This is a genomic window from Actinomadura sp. NEAU-AAG7 (assembly GCF_018603865.1).
Lineage (GTDB): Bacteria > Actinomycetota > Actinomycetes > Streptosporangiales > Streptosporangiaceae > Spirillospora > Spirillospora litoris.
Map to the genome: position 1 here is coordinate 62,617 of NZ_JAHFZY010000005.1, position 17,395 is coordinate 80,011.

Genomic DNA, 17,395 nt, shown 5'->3' on the forward strand with positions numbered 1-17,395 from the left:
TACTGTCGGCGGGCCGCGATGTAATCGGGGCATGGCTTCGGTGACATGGGCGCAGGTGCTGGCCTGGCGGATGCGGCGGCAGTACCTCGACCCGGCGGCGGACGTGTCGGCGACGGACGTCGCGCGGCGGTTGGCCGGTGTGCAGGCGCAGGTGGCGTCCGCCGCCGAGACCGCCGTCGCGCTCCGGCGGACGGGCCCCGCCCCGGGGGAGGTGCCGCGCGCCCTCCTGGAGGAGCGGACCCTCGTCAAGACCTGGGCGATGCGCGGCACCCTGCACCTGCTCCCCGCGGACGAGGCCGCCGCCTACCTCGTGCTGTGCTCGGCGGTCCGCAACTGGGAGAAGGGCGCCTGGCAGCGGACCTTCGGCGCCACGCCCGCCGACCTGGAGGCCATCGCGGCGGCCGCGACCGGGGCGCTCGCGGGCGGTGCCGCGCTCACGCGCGAGGAGCTCACCACCGCCGTCGTCGAGGAGACGGGGTCGAGGCATCTGGCCGAGGTGCTCGGTTCCGGCTGGGGCACCCTCCTCAAGCCGCTCGCCTGGTGGGGCGTGCTCTGCCACGGCCCCTCCCGGGGCGCCAACGTCACCTTCGCATCGCCGGAAAAGTGGCTTCCCGGCTGGAAGGGCCTTCCCCCGGCGGACGAGGCCGCCCGGACGGTCGTCCACGCCTACCTCGGCGCGCACGGGCCCGCGACACCCGACCAGTTCGACACCTGGCTGATGCGCAAGGGGAACCGGAAGCGCGACGTCAAGGCGTGGTTCGCCGCCGCCGAGGACGGCCTCGCCACGGTGGAGGTGGAGGGTGTCCCCATGTATGTGCGGGAGCGGCACAGGGACGAGTTGCTCGCCACGGAACCCACCTCGTCCGTCAGGCTGCTCGGAGGGTTCGACCAGTACGTACTGGGGGCGGGCACGGGGGCGACCTATCTGATCCCGGCCGAGCACCGGGGCGCGGTCAGCCGGACGGGCGGCTGGATCTCCCCCGTCGTCCTGCACGAAGGGCGAGTGGCGGGCGTCTGGGAGGACAACGGCGGCGAGATCGCCGTCACCGCCTTCGAGGACATCCCCGCCGACCTGCTGGAGGAGGAGAAGGCGCGCATGCGCTCCCTCCTGTCCTGACGCGGAACCCCCGCTACCGCCCTGACACGGAAGCGGCGGGCCGCCTCGCGTCGGGCGCGTCCTGCCTCGGCCACAGGGTGAGGGCCAGCGCGACCACCTTCCTCAGCTCGTCGTTGGAAGCGCCGTCGGCGGCCTGGACGGAGACGCCGTAGGAGATCGACCAGACGTAGCGGGCCAGGGCCTCGCAGTCGATGTCCGGGGGGAGGTCCCCCTCCGCCCGGGCGCGCTCGAAGCGGGCGGCCAGGTCGTGCTCGCCCGTCCGGCGCCGCGCCGCGATCTCCTCGCGGACGCTCTCGTTCTGCTCGCCCGTGGCGAGCGCGGCCTGCACGATGAGGCAGCCTCCGGGCCCCCGCGTGATGACCTCGACGGCGCCGTACAGCAGGGCCTCGGCCACGGCGCGCGCGGTGGGCTTGGCCAGGGCGCCGCGGACGTAGGACGCCGGGCCCTCCACGTAGCGGTCGACGGCCTTGCGGAACAGGGCCTCCTTGTTGCCGTAGGCCGCGTACAGGCTCGGGCGGTTGATGCCCATCGCCCTGGTCAGGTCCGACAGGGCGGTGCCCTCGTACCCCTGCCGCCAGAAGACGGTGAGGGCACGGTCGAGCCGCTCGTCCACATCGAATTCGCGGGGACGTCCGGTGGCCATGTGCCGTACTCCACTCCTGCGCTTGTGTATCGAACGGTATAGTACGCTACCGGTTCAGTACCGATCGGTACATAAAAGGTTGCTTGAACGGACGGGAGACGACGATGGTTCTCGACGGCAGGGTCGCGCTGGTGACGGGCGGGTCGCGGGGGATCGGGGCGGCGACGGCGCGCGCGCTGGCCGAGCAGGGCGCGGACGTCGCGATCAGCTACGCCGCGTCCGCGGGCAAGGCGGAGGGGGTCGTCCGCGAGATCGAGGCGCTCGGCCGCCGGGGCGGCGCCTACCAGGCCGACCAGGCCGATCCCGGTCAGGTGGCGGGGCTGGTCGAGCGGGTCGTGAAGGACTTCGGACGGCTGGACGTGCTCGTCAACAACGCGGGCGTGATGCTGCGGGAGGTGCTCGGCGACGCCTCCGAGGCGTCCCCTGAGGAGCGGCGGTACCAGTACGACGTCAACCTCGGCGGTGTCGTGGCGGCGGTGCGCGCGGCGGCGCCCGTTCTGGGCCAGGGCGGCCGGATCATCACGATCGGTTCGAACCTGTCGCAGCGGGCGGCGGCGCCGGGCGTGGCCGACTACGCGGCGACCAAGGCCGCCATCGTCGGCTACAGCAAGGGTGCGGCACGCGACCTCGGCCCACGGGGCATCACCGTGAACGTCGTCCGGTCCGGCTCGGTGGACACGGACATGAACCCCGAGGACGGGCCCAGCGCGGACTTCCAGCGGGCCGCCAACGCGGTGGGACGGTACGGGCGCCCCGAGGAGATCGCCGCGGGAGTCGTGTTCCTGGCCGGGCCGGGGGCGTCCTTCGTGACCGGCGCCGTCCTCGACATCGACGGCGGCTCGCTGGCCTGAGCCCGCCCGCCCGACGGGCCGGTCGCGGTCGGCCAGTGACGGTCGGCCAGTGGCGGTCGGCCAGTGGCGGTCGACTGGAGGCGGTCGGGGCTAGAGGCGGAAGTGGATCGTCTGGCCGGGGCGCAGTTGCGCGGCGGCGGGCAGCGAGGGCGAGGCGAGGACGGCGATGACGGGGTAGCCGCCGGTCGTCGGGTGGTCGGCCAGGAAGATGATGGGCAGACCGCTGGGCGGCACCTGCAGCGCCCCCGTGACCATGCCCTCGCTGCTCAGCTCGCCGTCGCGCGCGCGTGCGAGGGGAGGGCCGTCCAGGCGGACGCCGACGCGGTTGCTGTCCGGCGTGACCGTGTACGGGGTGGACGTGAGCGTCTCCAGCGCGTCCCGGCTGAACCAGTCCTCGCGCGGGCCGGGCAGGACGCGCAGGACGGGCGTGTCCGGGATGGGCGGCACCGGGGCGACATCCACCGTGATGTCCCCCAGGTCCCGGGCGGGGCCGACCGGGAGGCGGTCGCCGGGCTTGAGCGGATCGGGCCCCAGGCTCGACAGGAGGTCGGTGGAGCGGCTGCCGAGGACCTCCTCCACCGTGACCCCGCCGCGGACGGCGAGATAGCTGCGCAGCCCGGACGCCGGCAGGCCGAACTCGACCAGCGCCCCGGCCGGGACGTGGCAGGGGCTGTTCGCCCCGTAGGCGCGGCCCCCGATGCGGAGCGGCGCCGGGGCACCGGTGACGGCGATCCACGCGCTCGCATGGAAGCGCAGCGCCGCACCCCCGAGCGTGACCTCCACACCCGCCGCGCCCTCGGGATTGCCCACGAGACGGTTCGCCAGGCGCAGGGCGCGCGCGTCGGCGGCCCCGGAGTGCGGGACCCCGAGGTGGGCGTGGCCCGGCCTGCCGAGGTCCTGCACGGTCGTCAGGGGCCCGGTCCGCACGACCTCGATCAACGCTGCTCCTCGCGGACGAAACGGACACGGGTACCGGGACGCAGCAGGGACGGCGGGTCCCGCGTCACGTCCCACAACGCGAGCCCGCTGCGGCCGAGCAGCCGCCACCCGCCCGGCGAGCGCGACGGATAGACCGAGGTGTAGGGGCCCGCGATCGCGACCGACCCCGCCGGGACGGCCGTGCGCGGCGACTCGCGGCGCGCGACGTGCAGCGCCGGGTCGAGGCCGGTGAGATAGGCGAAGCCCGGCGAGAAGCCCAGGTAGGCGACCGTGTAGTCGGCCGACGCGTGCCGGTCGACGACCTCCTCGCGGGACAGGCCCGTCAGCCGCGCGACCTCGTCCAGGTCGTCGCCGTCGTACACGACGGGGATCTCGACCGGGTCGGCGCCGCCGGCGGCGTCGTCGGGCAGCGGCAGGCCGGGCAGCAGGGCGGCGAGCCGGTCCAGGTCGGTGCCGGGCTCGGTGACCACCAGGACGGTCCGCTCGCCCGGCACGACGTCCACGATGCCGGGCGGCGCCGCGTCCCGGAACGCCGTGTCCAGCCGGTGCGAGGTCGCGAGGTCGCCCGTCTCCACGAGCAGCGCCGCGTCTCCGGCGCGCCGCACCTTCACGCGAACGCCTCCAGCGCGACCCCCGCGTCGGACAGCGCCGACCGGACCGACCGTGCCAGCGTCACCGCGCCCGGTGTGTCGCCGTGCACGCAGATCGAACGGGCGCGCAAGGCGACCTCCGTTCCGTCCACCGCCGCGACGGTGCCGTCCACGGCCATCCGCACGGCCCTGCGGGTCACGGCGTCCGCGTCATGCACGACGGCCCCCGGCTCGCGGCGGGACACGAGCGCCCCGGACGGTGTGTAGGCGCGGTCCGCGAAACACTCCGCGACGACCTCCAGCCCATCGGCGACGTCGTGCAACGCTGATCCCGGCAGGGTCAGCAGGGGGAGCGCGGGGTCGTATGCGCGAACCGCGTCGGCGACGGCCCCGGCCTGGACGGGGTCGCGGACGACGCGGTTGTAGAGCGCGCCGTGCGGTTTCACGTACGCGACGCGCCCGCCCTCCGTGCGGGCGATCCCGTCCAGCGCGGCGAGCTGGTAGAGGATCTCGGCGGTCAGCTCGGGCGCGGCGACGTCCATCTCGCGCCGCCCGAAGCCGGGCAGGTCGCGGTAGGACACCTGGGCGCCGATCGTCACCCCCCGCTCGACCGCCGCGGCGCACACCCGCCGCATGATGAGCGGATCGCCCGCGTGGAACCCGCACGCCACGTTCGCGCTGGTGATCACGTCGAGCAGTGCCAGGTCGTCGCCCAGCTCCCAGATGCCGAACCCCTCGCCCAGATCGGCGTTGATGTCGATGATCGCCATCCCCAAGAACTACCACCGTCTCCCGCGCGCGCTCTGATCGGCCCCGGCGAGGAGGTCGAAACGACCTCCTCCGCCACGTCCTCCACCTCTTCTTGCGCCGCTCACGCCCGGTATACGCCACGGTCGAAGGGTTCGGGCCCCATCCGTTCCGCCACGGATACGTCGCGGCCGGAGTATCCAGCCGCGGCCAGCCGTCCTGCTCGCCGGGCACGACGAACGGCTCGCCGCGCCTGGCGCTCATGCCCGCTCTCCCGGCGACCGCACCGGCCACGTGCGCAGGTCGGCGTCGTAAACGGCCACGAGCGACGCGGTGCCGGACGCGTCGATCCGCAGCAGCTCCGCGCCGTGGGGCAGCCGCTGGCTCGCGGTCTCGAACTCCGGGATCGGGGTCGCCTCGCCCGGCGCGTGCCCCGACGCCCGGAACAGGGACGGGCGCACCGCCGCCCACCGGATCACGAAGACGCTCTCGTCCGCGGGCGTGAAGGGCGACCCGTCGTACAGCAGGCCCAGACCGCGGACGAGGGCCTCCGGTGTGGTCAGCTCTCGCACGTCCTGGAGGCGGTGGACGTGTCCCGCGACGAGGTCGAAACCGCCTTCCAGGTAGTGCCGCACATGCTCCTCCCGCAGCACTTTCTGCACGATCACGACCTCGCCGTCGGCGGCGAGCGGAGCATGATCACTTTCGGCGGGGGACGGCGGCGGGTCGGCGGCCGCGTCCGCCGCTCCACGGCTCTCAGCGGACCGTGACGGCCCGGCGACGCTTCGCGGACACTCTGCCGCCTCTGCCGCCTCCTCCGCGTCCGGCGGGCGTCTGAGGCCCTCTGAGGGCTGCGCGGTCGCCGCGGCCTCCGGGACGCGGGCTCGCGGACGCCGCCGCCGGATCCAAGATCGGCCCGCGCGTCCGTCGCCCGGCGGACGCGGCGCCGGGACGGCGGCCGCGGCGCTCGCGGGCACCCGGTCGCCGGGGTTGCTGATCGCGTCGGCGTCCAGGTAGGACGCGCTGGGCAGGCCCGCGTTGACGGCGAGGCGCCAGCCCGGGTGGGGCCAGCCCTCGGTCAGCTCGGCCAGCGACACCTGCCGGTGGTGGACGGCCTGCCCCTGGAGTGAGCGGTCCATCGCCTCGGGGGAGGTGAACGCCAGCACGAACGTGCCCTCACCGAACCGGGCCGTGGCGAACCGGCGGTCGTCCTTGGGGGCGTCCAGCGCGGGCAGGTACAGGACGGCGTCGGTGAGGATCTCCAGGTACCGCCGCTGGTCGCCCTGTTCGCGCGCTTCCGTGAGCGCCGTCTCCAGGCTGTAGGCGGAGGGCTGCGGCGCGCGCTGTTCCGCGGGAGCGTCTCCCTCGGCGGAGGCTAAGGGGAGGCCCAGGCCGGGCAGCGTGATCGGGCCGCCCCTCACACCGCCCTTGGCGCCGATCCGCTCGGCCTGGTACACGAGCCCGCGCGGCGAATCGACGCCGTAGACGTCCCGGAACGCGCCGACCATCAGCCCCGCGAGGAGCGCGCACGACTCCAGGTTCTCGCCGGACGCGCGCGAAGCACGGTCGCGGAGCGGCCTGCGCCGCCACCAGTTCCGCCGCTCGTCCCCGTCCGGGGGCTCCCAGCCGAGCGTGCTCAACCGGCGCTCCTGGTGCGGTGCCAGCGGGGGCGACAGGAACGCGTTGCCGACCGCCTCCGCGTCCAGGGCGCCCTCCGAACGCATCGCCTGGACGTAGGGGAGCCCGCTCGCGTCCTGGACGATGAGGAACGACCCGACGGGCAGCCGCGAGAGCTCCAGGGTCAGCCGCTTGGCGAAGTCGTTCCAGTCCACTCGGGATCCACTCTCGCGTCCGTGGGCGGTTCCGCGTGCCCGGCTGCGGCCGGGCCCCGCGTCACTCGGTGTGGGGGGCCGGAACGGCGTCCGTCCGGACCGGGGTCCAGACGCCGCCGATGGCGTCGTAGACCGCCAGCGGGGTCTCCTCGCCCGCACCGGCCGACTGCCAGAGCCGGGTGCCGTGCGGCGGCCGCAGAGGCACCCCGGCCGGCCGTTCCGGGACGGGCCCGGAGGCGTTGTCCGTGGGGGCGCCCAGCGGCGCGACCTCGGGCTGCGGTTCCGGCGCGATCGCGCGCGGCTCGGCCGCCGGACCGCCGGCGTCCGCGCCGCCGGCGCCCGAACCGCCGGTCTCCGCGACACCGCCCGCGACACCGCCCGTGAGACCGCCGCCCGTGACACCGCCCGCGACGCTTCTGCCCAGGTCGGTGTTCGTGACGGTGGGGTCCTGACCCTGGCCCGCGACGGCGCCGTTCCGGACGCCTCCGGCCGCGGGCCTACCGCTGGGCACGCCGCCGGATTCGAGCGCGGCACGCAGCTCGTCCAGCGTGTAGGAGTCGACCGCCGTGTGGTCGTCGTTGTAGGAAGCGCCGTTCGTGGTCGGGCTCGCCTTGGGAGCGGAACCGTTCACGCTGGGGACGGACCCGCCCGCGACGGGGTTCGGCCCCGACAGAGCATGCGGATCGACGTTCCCGTACGGGTTGGGGGCGATCGCCTCAGGCGCCGGAGCGCGGCTGAGGCGAGCGAGCGACGACGCGTCCAGCAGGACCTCGCTGGGCAGCCCCGGATTGATGGCGAGCTGCCAGGAGGGATCGGGCCATCCGGCGGCGAGCAACGCGAACGAGGTGCGCCGGTACAGGCCGGGGTTCGCGGCGCGCGCCAGCGCGCCGGGCGAGGTGAACACGGTGACGTAGGTGATGGAGCCGAGCGTGATGGTCGGCAGTTCGGCGTTGTCGGGGTCCTCCACCGCGGAACCGCTCGCCGGGAGCACCGGGTCGGCGTGCGCCAGGAGGTCGAAGTACGTGGTGTGGTCGCCGTGCGCCTTGGCTTCGGCGAGCCGGGGTTCGAGGAGGTCGGCCCCGGAGGCGGGAGTGCCTTCCGGCGGTAGCGGCATGGGGGTGCCTCCTGGGGGCGTGCCTGCGGGGAGCGGGCCCGTGCCCGTGCCCGAGGTCTCGGCGGAGGACCGGCGCCGCGCGACGCGCGACGCGTCGGCGGTCTCGATCCCGAAGTCGAGCAGCTCGATGAGCCCGGTGCCGTGCCGGTGGAACGACTCGTACACGAGGTCGGAGGGGCGCCGGACGCCCTGGACGTCGCGCAGCGCGGTCACCATCACCTCCGCCAGGCGGGAGTAGTCGCCCAGGGAGACCGACCGCATGCCGCCGGGCGCCCCGGACTCGGGAAGCTCGGTCCACCAGTTGCGGGGCGAGGGGTCGGCCGGCGGGCGCCAGCCCGCCTCGCTCATGACCTCCTCGTCGGCCGGCGTGAGCAGCAGCGGGCCGTCGAGGAAGTTGTTGCTGACGGCCTCGGCGTAGAGCCGGTCGGGCTCGCGCATGGCCTGGACGTAGTGGCGGCTCTCATCGCGTTCACGAACGATGAGGATGGTGTCCCGTTCGAGACCCGCCAGCTCGCGACCCAGCCGCCGGGCGAACTCGGACCACTCCAACAAGATCACTCCCTACGGCCGGGGGCGCCCCCGGCCCCGCGAGATCTGCCCGAGACCCGATGATTGTCGCCGGGGACGCCGCGCGCAAACCAGAAGTTCACTCGGGCGGCGGTTCGTGACGCAGCACACGCAGGGCGTCCCGGAGCGCTTCCGGATCGGCTCCGTGGGCGTCGAGGACGTCGATGAGCCGGTGCAGGATCTCGTGGCGTTCGTAGCCCACGTCGAGGAGCGCCTGGGCGGTGTCCCACAGCTGGGGAGGGTCGCCGTTCCACAGGCGCTCAGCGAGGCGCTCGTGGGCGTCCAGGTGCTCGGTGTCGGCGCCGGGGTGCTCGAACTCCAGCAGGATCCGGCGGTCGTCGGGGTCGGCCGGATCGAGGGTGGACAGGTCGATCGACCCGTGCCGCCCGGTCTGGCGGTGGACGCCCGACAGAAAGGGCAGCGCGAACGCGCGGCGGGGGAGCGCGTCGAGTTCGCCGTCGGGGAGCAGCCGGTCGACCAGCTCGCGGTCGAGCCCGAACGCGGCGGGGTCGCGGTAGGACTCGGCGAACTTTCCGGTTGCGTCCCAGACGGCGTCCAGCGTCGCCCTGACGCCCTCGTCGGGCAGGCCGGTGCGCTTGCCCGCCCAGCGCACCCAGGCGGCCAGCACGTGCGGCACGGCCTCCTGCTCGGTGGGCGACAGCAGCACCTTGCGGGGCAGCCAGTCGAGCAGGAACATCTCGCACTTGATGGGGCTGACCCGGAGCGGGCGCCCGAAGTCGTGGGTGCAGCCGTAGTCGATGATGCGGTCGACGCAGCGGCTCGCGGCCGAGCGGTCGGAGAGCTCCTCCGCCTCGTCGGAGGCCAGGAACCGGGCCGCGATGATCGCGCGCCGGTCGCGCCCGTACACGGGCGGCTGGGGGAGGCGCCCGCCCGGCGGGAGGATCCCCACGCGCGCCCGCGCGAACGCGTGGTAGGAGCCGAAGTTCTCGTTCACCGGCGGGTCGTCGGTCTCGTCGGTGAGGTTCAGCGCGCTCTGCAGCAGCGCCTTGGTGTCGCGCGGGTCCAACTGCTCGAACCGCATCAGCGGGTTGGCGCGGCCCTCCTGGCGGCAGTGGTCGAGGAGCTTGCCCACCTGGGACGAGACCCACGCGTCCCGGACCATGCCGCTCGTCGGCGGCCGTCCGCCGCGCGCGGGGGTCGTGAACGGGATGCCGACCTTCTGGACGGCGCCCGCCCTGTTGCGGTCGACCAGCACCACCAGGGCGTGCCGTTCCGCGCCGCCGTAGGTGTAGGTGCACACGATGGAGTCCTGGTCGCCGTAGACGTCCCTGGAGACGAAGCACTCCTCCGGGGCGACCATCCCGACGCGGTCGGCCCACCCCGGCCTGGCCACGCCGTTCTCCATCAGCTCCAGTGCGGCGCGTTCGGCCTTCACCGCCTGCCTGGGCGTGCCCAGGTAGGCCATGCCGGTGAGCAGCGCCAGCGCGGCGGGCGTCCCGGCGCGCGCGGCGTAGTCGACCAGGGCCTCGCCGATGACCTGTTCCACGTCGCCGCCGGGGACATGGTGGCCCCACCAGGATCCGAGGATCTCGCTGACGATGAGCTCGGCGTCCAGCGGGCTGCGCACGGCCAGCAGCTCGCGCGCGTGCTGCAGCATGCCGTCGAAAATCGCGGAGACCTCGTCGGGGGGATGCGGGCCGTCCCCTGTCGGATCCCCGGGGGAGCGGTGGCGGCTTCGGGGACTCACGCCCCCAGTTTCTCAGATCCGGCGCCGGGCGTTGTCCAAGACACCGGCGAAGGCCGCAATGGGACGAGCCGGTACAGGCTCTTACCAGCGCCCCTTACTGGGCGCCGCCCACTCAGTGCCCCCCGTCGCCCCCGGAAGCGCGCGTCCTCCCCGAGGGCGGCTCCGACTTCAGCATCCCCAGCAGATGCTCGCGCGCCATGCGCTCGACCTGGTCCGGGGACGCGTCGATCCCCAGATGCGTCATGCACGCATGCACGTCGGTGACGCAGCGTCGCACCGCCTCGGTGGGGAAGGTGGCGAACTCCTCCGAAAGGCGTGCCAGCGCGTCGTGTGTCGCTCTCGGGTGGTCGGTCAGTGCGGGCATCTGCGCAACCTCCGCGCACGGGACTTCGGCGGACGGGGCCGAACCGCCGGGCCGAGACGGAGCGCGCGGACCGACCCTGGCTGGGAGCTTCCACCCACACTCCACCTCGATGTCCCATTCCAGCGCTTTTATGAGGAGAGTCAAGAGATGCCGGGGCGACGTTTCGCAAATTCTGGGCCCTCTCCAGGAGACGCCCCGGTGGAATTCTCATTGATGCCGCTGACCTGCGCGTTCTTCTCCGCCCCATCCGCATGCGGCCGCGTCCCGTCCCCGCCCTGACGCACATGGGCCCGCGCCTTGGCCCGCGCTTCCGGCGCGACGTCCGCCCAGCCGGCGTGATGCCGCTCCGCCCACCCGCGCTCCACCCGCCCGGTGAGCATCCCCGTGAGCGCGCCGCGGTCCCGCAGCGCCTCCCACAGATGCCCGGCCGTCACCGCGAGGATCAGCAGGAAGAGCCAGTCGTGGACGAAGGTCGCGCCCGTCCTCCACCGGTCGGGCCACGGGCCGGGGAAGGTGAGCACCTCACCCGTCCCGAGCATGACCAGGATGGCCCCGGCGGTGAACGCGGCGTTCAACTTCTGACCGGCATTGAACTTCCCTACCGGCAGAACTCCGCGCCCTCTCTGCACGGCCCTGCGGTCGCCCCGCCGGAGCCACTCCCAGTCATGGGGCGCGAACCTGTTCAACCGCCGTAGGTCCGCCCGGAACGCCCGGGAGAGCAGGCCGAGGACGATGGGCACGGGCAGCGCGAACCCGCTCCACACGTGCACCGTCTTGAGCAGTTCCCGGCGCCCCACCATCGTGGAGAGGAACGGGAAGTACAGGAACGCCGCCGTCACCAGGCACACCAGCATGAGCAACGCGGTCACATGGTGGATCGACCGCTCGGCCCCCGTGAAGCGCGCCAGCCAGACCGCTCCGGGGCCTCCACCGGCATCCGCGGGGGCGGGCTCCCGCCGGCCCGCGTCAGGGGGAGTCGGCTCATGTGGGGGCATCGTTGCGTCCGTTCGACCGTCCGACCCACGCGTCCACGTCGTATCCGCGGTGCTCCCAGTAGCCCGGCCTGACCTTGTCGGTCAGTTCGATCCCGCCGAGCCACTTGAGCGACTTGTAGCCGTACATCGGCGCCACGTACAGGCGCACGGGCCCGCCGTGGTCGTGGCTGACGGGTCCGCCCTGCATCTGCGTCGCGACGAGGACGTCGCGCCGCCGCGCCTGGTCGAGCGTCAGCGACTCCGTGTAGGTGCCGTCGAACGAGGTGAACCGCACCGCCCTCGCCTGCGGCGACACGCCCACCGCCCGCAGCAGGTCCGGAAGCGCCACCCCCGACCAGCGGACGTCCGGGACGCGCCACCCCGTCACGCACTGGAAGTCCTTGTCGAGCGCCGTCTGCGGCATCCGCGCGAGGTCGGCCATCGTGAAGGCGCGCGGGGCCTGCACCAGGCCCTTCACCTCCATCCGCCACGTGGCCGCCGTGTACTTCTTCACGCTCCCGGTCACCGTGTAGTAGCGGAAGCCGCCCGCCGCCGGCAGGACGTCGCTGAGGCCCCCCACGGGAGCCAGGGCGTGGTTCACCTTCTGCTGCACGGACGCTCCCACGGCGGCCCCCGCCACGCCCAGGCCCAGCATCCCGAGCACCAGCCGGCGTCCGACCGGACTGCCTTCTGCCCGTTCCTCGTCGTTCACCCCTTCATTCGAACACTCGGGCGCCCGCGCCGCCATGCCCATGGCCCGTCCGTAACACTTCGGACAGATCTCCGCCTCGCCCCGCGGAGGGCGGTCCTAAGCTGGGCACATGGCCACGAAGGTTCAACTAGCGCAGCGGCCCGAGGCCGACGAACTGCTCGGGCGCAGCCCGCTCGCCGCCCTGGTCGGAATGCTCCTCGACCAGCAGGTGGCGATGGAGTGGGCGTTCTCCGGGCCCTACACCATCACCCAGCGGATGGGGACCGGCGACCTGGACGCCCACGAGGTCGCGGCCTACGACCCGGAGCGGTTCGCGGCCCTGCTGTCGGAGAAGCCCGCCGTCCACCGCTACCCGGGGTCGATGGCCAAGCGGATCCAGCAGCTGTGCCAGTACCTCGTGGAGAACTACGACGGCGACGCCGAGAAGGTGTGGGCCGACGCGGCCACCGGCAAGGAGCTGTTCAAGCGCCTGAACGCCCTCCCCGGCTTCGGCAAGCAGAAGGCGCAGATCTTCCTGGCGCTGCTCGGCAAGCAGTACGGCGTCCGCCCGGACGGGTGGCGCGAGGCCGCGGGCGCCTACGGCGAGGAGGGCTCGCACCGGTCGGTCGCCGACATCACCGGCCCGGAGTCCCTCGCCCGGGTGCGGGCCTTCAAGGCGGAGATGAAGGCGGCGGCTAAAAGCGGCAAATAGACCAAATCCGGCAACCAGGACGAGCTGCCGCCGCCGCGGCGCGAACCCGCCAGTCGAGTTTTGCCATCTTTTTGCTGGAGAGGGACGGGTGATGCGGCCGGGATTCGGCCGGGTTCGCCGCCGCCCGGAACTCGCCGAACGGACCGGGTTCACTGCCTGTGGCCTCAGGGCGCCGTAACATCTCCTACTCGCCCTCACCGCGGACCGCTCCCGGAGCCCCGCGGGGACGGCGTCCGAATCCGAGGTCGTCGCAGGGGGCCACAGGGACAAGGTTGTCCATCAGGGGTTCCGTCGGGGGCGAACCATCGGGATGATGAATACCTGACTCCGACCGGTGTTGTGATGGAGGCGGGAGCGCTAGCCTGCTCCCATTCACTCATAGTGATGAAAAATTGCCGCGCGGTACGGGACCTTCTGGGGCGGAGGTGTTGTCCATGAGCACCGATACGTCCGTTCCGCATCCCCGCGTCTCGGGGGTGGAGGGTCAGCCCATGGATGCGTCCGACGCCGCGCTGTACGCGACCCTGCTCAAGGAGGCCCCGGGCGGGCTCGCGTTCTTCGACGGCGACCTGCGCTGCCGCAGGGCCAACGACGCGCTCGCGGCGCTGCTCGGCGTCGCCGTCCGCGATCTCCAGCAGCGCCGCCCGGCCGAGGCGCTGCCCGCCGAGGTGGCGACCGCGTTCGAGGCGGCCCTGCGCAAGGTGCTCGACGAGGACCGCCCGATCAGCGACCTGGACCTGGTCGTGCCGGCCGTGCAGCCGCCCGCCCCGGCCCGCCCGGCTGACCCGCCGGGCGACGCCGCGGCGCTCGCCACGGCCGTCGAGGAGCGGATCCTGGCCTGCACCTGGCTGCCGGCCCGGAGCGGCGACGGCGAGGCCCTGGGCGTCGTCCTGACCGCCCTGGACGTGACCGAGCGGCGCCGGGCCGAGGAGGTCATCCGCCGCAAGGAGCAGCGCTACCGCTCGCTGGTGGAGGCCAGCGCCCAGGTGGTGTGGGTCGCGGCGCCCGGCGGCGGCGTGATCGACGACGCGCCGGAGTGGCGCGCGATCACCGGCCAGACGCCCGACGACTACGCGGCCGGCGGATGGCTCGCGGTCGTCCACCCGGAGGACCGCCCCCGCATCGAGGCCACCTGGCGCGAGTGCGTGGCCGAGAACCGGGTCTTCGAGACCAACTACCGCGTCCGCACCAAGAGCGGCACCTTCCGCCACTTCGACGTCCGGGCCGTCCCCATCTGGCAGGGCGGCGCGGTCATCGAGTGGGTCGGCGCCAACACCGACGTGACCGGCCAGCGCGAGGCCGAGGAGATGCGCGGGCGCCTGACCGAGCAGCTCTCGGCGGCGGCGCTGCGCACGGCGCGCCTCCAGCAGGCCACCTCGATGCTCGCCGAGGCGCTGACCGTCTCGCAGGTCGTCCAGGTGATCACCGAGGTCGGGCGGTCGGCGATCGGCGCCGACTACTCCGCCGTCGCGCTGCTGGACGACGACAAGCTGCGGCTCAGCATCGTCGCGCCGTCCCAGCCGGGCGCCGAGGGCGAGGTGCGGCCGATCGTCCGGGACGACATCAAGGTCAGCGACCCGACCGTGATGTCGGTGGCGGTGCGCGAGAGCCGCCCGTTCCTGGCCGAGCACCCCGACAGCCTCCGCCTGCAACTGGGACGCGACGAGAAGGGCCTGTTCACCCAGCACACCGAGGAGCGCGCCTGGGTGGGCCTGCCGCTCCTGGCGGCCGGGGCCCCGATCGGCGCGCTGCGGTTCTCCTTCACCCGCCCCCGGGAGATCACCGAGGAGGAGCGCGTCTTCCTGGAGGCGCTCGCGGGCCAGTGCGCCCTCGCGGTGGAGCGTGCCCTGCTCTTCGAACGCGAGCACAAGACCGCCGAGGAGCTCCAGCGCAGCCTCCTGCCCAGCGACCTCCCGCAGCTGCCCGGCATGGTGCTGGCCGCCCGCTACAACCCGGCGACCCGCCACGTGCAGGTGGGCGGCGACTGGTACGACGTGTTCCGCCTCCCCGACGACCGGCTCGCCGTCGCGGTGGGCGACGTGATGGGCAAGGGCGTCCTCGCCGCGGCCGGAATGGGACGCGTCCGCAACGCCCTGCGCGCGCTCGCGCTGAACGACCCGCGCCCCGCCGCCGTCCTGGCCGGCCTCGACCGGCTCTTCAGCGCGACCGAGGACGAGGAGCAGTTCACCACCGTCGCCTACGTGGTCATCGACCCCGAGACCGGGCACGGCGCCTTCAGCAACGCGGGCCATCCGCCGCCCCTGCTGATCTCGCCCGACACGCCCGCGCGGGTCAGCGCGCTGGAGCCCGGGACGCCCCTCGGCTGGCCGAGCCAGAGACAGCAGACAAATTTTTCCATCGAGACCAGCAACACTGTGGTGTTCTATTCCGATGGACTTGTGGAGAACCGTAGACGCGGGGTGGATGCCGGGCTGGAGGAGCTCGTCGCCGTGGCGGCGGACGCCCCGCCCGAGGTGGTAGGAGATCCAGAGAGGCTCGTCGACTTCCTGGTCGATCGGATGCTTGCCGGGTATGAGCAGGTAGACGATGTGACCGTGCTCGCCCTGCACGTCCCGCCCAAGCCCGCGTGACACCCGCCGACGGCGGCGCGAAGACGGTGTAGTACGTACGAAGGACCGTCCAGCGCCCTCTAAGGTGGGGTGTTACCGGGCAGGACTTCAGAAGCGGAATGCGCAGCAGTGCCAGAATGCTTGACCCTAGTAAGAGCGGGTACGCTGCGGTCCCGCACGGGGAGGTCCCGCCCAGTGTGTGGTCCCACCCAGTGTGAGGCCGGGCCCGTCAGGGCACTTGGGTCAACCCAGCCACACGTTCGTTCGAGAGGTATTTGTGTCGCCTGCTAGCTCGACCTCGAAAGCGTCAGATCTGCACGAGCACGTCATCGCGCAACTGATCGAGCGTGGACGGTCCCAGGGTTACCTCGAAGCCGACGACGTACGACGTACGTTCGAGGAGGCCGACATCCCCGTGTCGAAGGCCTCCAGCATCTTGCGGAGCCTTAGCAAGGAGGGTGTGACCGTCATGGTGAGCGCTGCCGACTCCGCGGCGCCCAAGCGTCCGCGCAAGCGCGCGACGCCGCCGGCGCGCAGGCCCAAGACAGCCGCTGCAGCCAAGGAGCAGCCCGACACCGTGACCGCCGTCGTCAGCGACGACGAGGTCCCCGCCGAGACCGCCGCCGAGCCGCGTCCCGCGGCCCCCAGGCCCGCGGCCAGGAAGGCCGCCCCCGCCAAGGGGGCCAAGCCGAAGAAGCCCGTCCCGGCCAAGAAGGGCGCGGCGCAGCCCGCCCCGGCCGCCGCGGTCCCCGCCAAGAAGGGCGGCGAGGACCCCGAGCTCGACGACGAGGTCGACGTCGACCTCGACGAGGACCTCACCGACCTTGAGGCCGACCTCGTGGAGGTGACCGCGGACGAGGCGGAGGTGACGCCCGAGCCCGAGGAGGACGAGGCCGTCCCGGCCGCGCCCGCCGCGGCCAAGACCCCCGCGGGCAAGGCGGGCGCCGACGGCGCCGCGCCGGTCAACGAGGAGGAGTCCTTCACCCTCGGCGACGACGAGGACGACGCGCCCGCGCAGCAGATCGCCGCGGCCGGCGCCACCGCCGACCCGGTCAAGGACTACCTCAAGCAGATCGGCAAGGTCCCGCTGCTCAACGCCGAGCAGGAGGTCGAGCTCGCCAAGCGCATCGAGGCCGGCCTGTTCGCCGAGGAGCGCCTCGCCGCCGACGGCCCCGCGATGTCCGAGGAGGACACCGAGGACTTCGAGTGGATCGCCGAGGACGGCCGCCGCGCCAAGAACCACCTGCTGGAGGCCAACCTCCGGCTCGTGGTATCGCTGGCCAAGCGCTACACCGGACGCGGCATGCTGTTCCTGGACCTCATCCAGGAGGGCAACCTCGGCCTCATCCGCGCCGTCGAGAAGTTCGACTACACCAAGGGCTACAAGTTCTCCACCTACGCCACCTGGTGGATCCGGCAGGCGATCACCCGCGCGATGGCCGACCAGGCCCGCACCATCCGCATCCCGGTGCACATGGTCGAGGTCATCAACAAGCTCGCCCGCGTCCAGCGGCAGATGCTCCAGGACCTGGGCCGCGAGCCCACCCCGGAGGAGCTGGCCAAGGAACTCGACATGACCCCGGAGAAGGTCGTCGAGGTGCAGAAGTACGGCCGTGAGCCGATCTCCCTGCACACCCCGCTCGGCGAGGACGGCGACAGCGAGTTCGGCGACCTCATCGAGGACTCCGAGGCCATCGTGCCGGCCGACGCCGTCAGCTTCACGCTGCTGCAGGAGCAGCTCCACTCGGTGCTCGACACGCTCAGCGAGCGCGAGGCGGGCGTGGTGTCGATGCGGTTCGGCCTCACCGACGGCCAGCCGAAGACCCTGGACGAGATCGGCAAGGTGTACGGGGTGACCCGGGAGCGCATCCGCCAGATCGAGTCCAAGACCATGTCGAAGCTCCGCCACCCGTCGCGCTCGCAGGTCCTGCGCGACTACCTCGACTGAGCCCGTAGACGACGCTCTGGGCCCCCGT

Annotated in this window: 15 protein-coding genes; 5 read left to right on the forward strand and 10 right to left on the reverse strand. The window is 73.1% G+C overall.

Annotated elements, in window-relative coordinates:
- The first annotated feature begins 31 nt into the window (after positions 1 to 31).
- Positions 32 to 1,117, forward strand: coding sequence for a winged helix DNA-binding domain-containing protein (locus KLI87_RS23000; protein ID WP_214618656.1), 1,086 nt, complete (start codon positions 32 to 34; stop codon positions 1,115 to 1,117).
- Between the two features lie 13 nt (positions 1,118 to 1,130).
- Here KLI87_RS23000 and KLI87_RS23005 read toward each other — a convergent pair whose 3' ends face one another.
- On the reverse strand, positions 1,131 to 1,760 hold the full coding sequence (locus KLI87_RS23005; RefSeq protein WP_214618657.1) for a TetR/AcrR family transcriptional regulator: 630 nt from the start codon (positions 1,758 to 1,760) through the stop codon (positions 1,131 to 1,133).
- An 83-nt stretch (positions 1,761 to 1,843) separates the two neighbouring features.
- Between KLI87_RS23005 and KLI87_RS23010 the strand changes: the two genes are divergently transcribed.
- The gene (locus KLI87_RS23010; protein ID WP_250904178.1) at positions 1,844 to 2,611 is read left to right on the forward strand and encodes an SDR family NAD(P)-dependent oxidoreductase; all 768 of its coding nucleotides are present in this window, start codon (positions 1,844 to 1,846) and stop codon (positions 2,609 to 2,611) included.
- A gap of 90 nt (positions 2,612 to 2,701) precedes the next feature.
- Here the strand turns inward: KLI87_RS23010 and KLI87_RS23015 are convergent, their stop codons facing one another.
- The 9 genes from KLI87_RS23015 to KLI87_RS23055 form a co-directional block, all read right to left on the reverse strand.
- Complete coding sequence (locus KLI87_RS23015; RefSeq protein WP_214618658.1) at positions 2,702 to 3,550, reverse strand: biotin-dependent carboxyltransferase family protein; 849 nt, start codon at positions 3,548 to 3,550, stop codon at positions 2,702 to 2,704.
- On the reverse strand, positions 3,547 to 4,161 hold the full coding sequence (pxpB, locus tag KLI87_RS23020) for a 5-oxoprolinase subunit PxpB (RefSeq protein ID WP_214618659.1): 615 nt from the start codon (positions 4,159 to 4,161) through the stop codon (positions 3,547 to 3,549). The genes KLI87_RS23015 and pxpB overlap by 4 nt, the downstream gene beginning before the upstream one ends.
- Positions 4,158 to 4,910, reverse strand: a complete 753-nt coding sequence (locus KLI87_RS23025) for a LamB/YcsF family protein (protein WP_156214909.1) — start codon at positions 4,908 to 4,910, stop codon at positions 4,158 to 4,160. Before KLI87_RS23025 ends, pxpB begins: the two co-directional genes overlap by 4 nt.
- 237 nt (positions 4,911 to 5,147) lie before the next feature.
- Complete coding sequence (locus tag KLI87_RS23030; RefSeq protein ID WP_214618660.1) at positions 5,148 to 6,719, reverse strand: SseB family protein; 1,572 nt, start codon at positions 6,717 to 6,719, stop codon at positions 5,148 to 5,150.
- 61 nt (positions 6,720 to 6,780) lie between these two features.
- Positions 6,781 to 8,385, reverse strand: a complete 1,605-nt coding sequence (locus KLI87_RS40275; RefSeq protein WP_250904179.1) for an SseB family protein — start codon at positions 8,383 to 8,385, stop codon at positions 6,781 to 6,783.
- Positions 8,386 to 8,479: 94 nt separating this feature from the next.
- Complete coding sequence (locus tag KLI87_RS23040) at positions 8,480 to 10,018, reverse strand: hypothetical protein (RefSeq protein WP_214618661.1); 1,539 nt, start codon at positions 10,016 to 10,018, stop codon at positions 8,480 to 8,482.
- A gap of 202 nt (positions 10,019 to 10,220) precedes the next feature.
- Positions 10,221 to 10,472 carry a hypothetical protein gene (locus tag KLI87_RS23045; RefSeq protein ID WP_214618662.1) on the reverse strand — a complete coding sequence of 84 codons (252 nt, stop codon included), beginning with the start codon at positions 10,470 to 10,472 and terminating at the stop codon, positions 10,221 to 10,223.
- 140 nt (positions 10,473 to 10,612) lie between these two features.
- Positions 10,613 to 11,467 (reverse strand): cytochrome b/b6 domain-containing protein, encoded by an 855-nt coding sequence (locus KLI87_RS23050; protein WP_284734180.1) that lies wholly within the window; start codon positions 11,465 to 11,467, stop codon positions 10,613 to 10,615.
- Positions 11,454 to 12,158, reverse strand: coding sequence for a molybdopterin-dependent oxidoreductase (locus tag KLI87_RS23055; protein WP_214618664.1), 705 nt, complete (start codon positions 12,156 to 12,158; stop codon positions 11,454 to 11,456). Before KLI87_RS23055 ends, KLI87_RS23050 begins: the two co-directional genes overlap by 14 nt.
- Before the next feature lie 109 nt (positions 12,159 to 12,267).
- On the opposite strand from KLI87_RS23055, the gene KLI87_RS23060 reads away from it, so the two are divergent.
- From KLI87_RS23060 to KLI87_RS23070, 3 genes are all read left to right on the forward strand, one after another.
- A complete protein-coding gene (locus KLI87_RS23060) occupies positions 12,268 to 12,849 on the forward strand; it encodes an HhH-GPD-type base excision DNA repair protein (protein WP_214618665.1) in 582 nt (193 codons plus the stop codon).
- Positions 12,850 to 13,283: 434 nt separating this feature from the next.
- Positions 13,284 to 15,440 carry a SpoIIE family protein phosphatase gene (locus KLI87_RS23065; protein ID WP_156214916.1) on the forward strand — a complete coding sequence of 719 codons (2,157 nt, stop codon included), beginning with the start codon at positions 13,284 to 13,286 and terminating at the stop codon, positions 15,438 to 15,440.
- A 256-nt stretch (positions 15,441 to 15,696) separates the two neighbouring features.
- Complete coding sequence (locus tag KLI87_RS23070) at positions 15,697 to 17,367, forward strand: RNA polymerase sigma factor (protein WP_214618666.1); 1,671 nt, start codon at positions 15,697 to 15,699, stop codon at positions 17,365 to 17,367.
- Positions 17,368 to 17,395 lie beyond the last annotated feature (28 nt).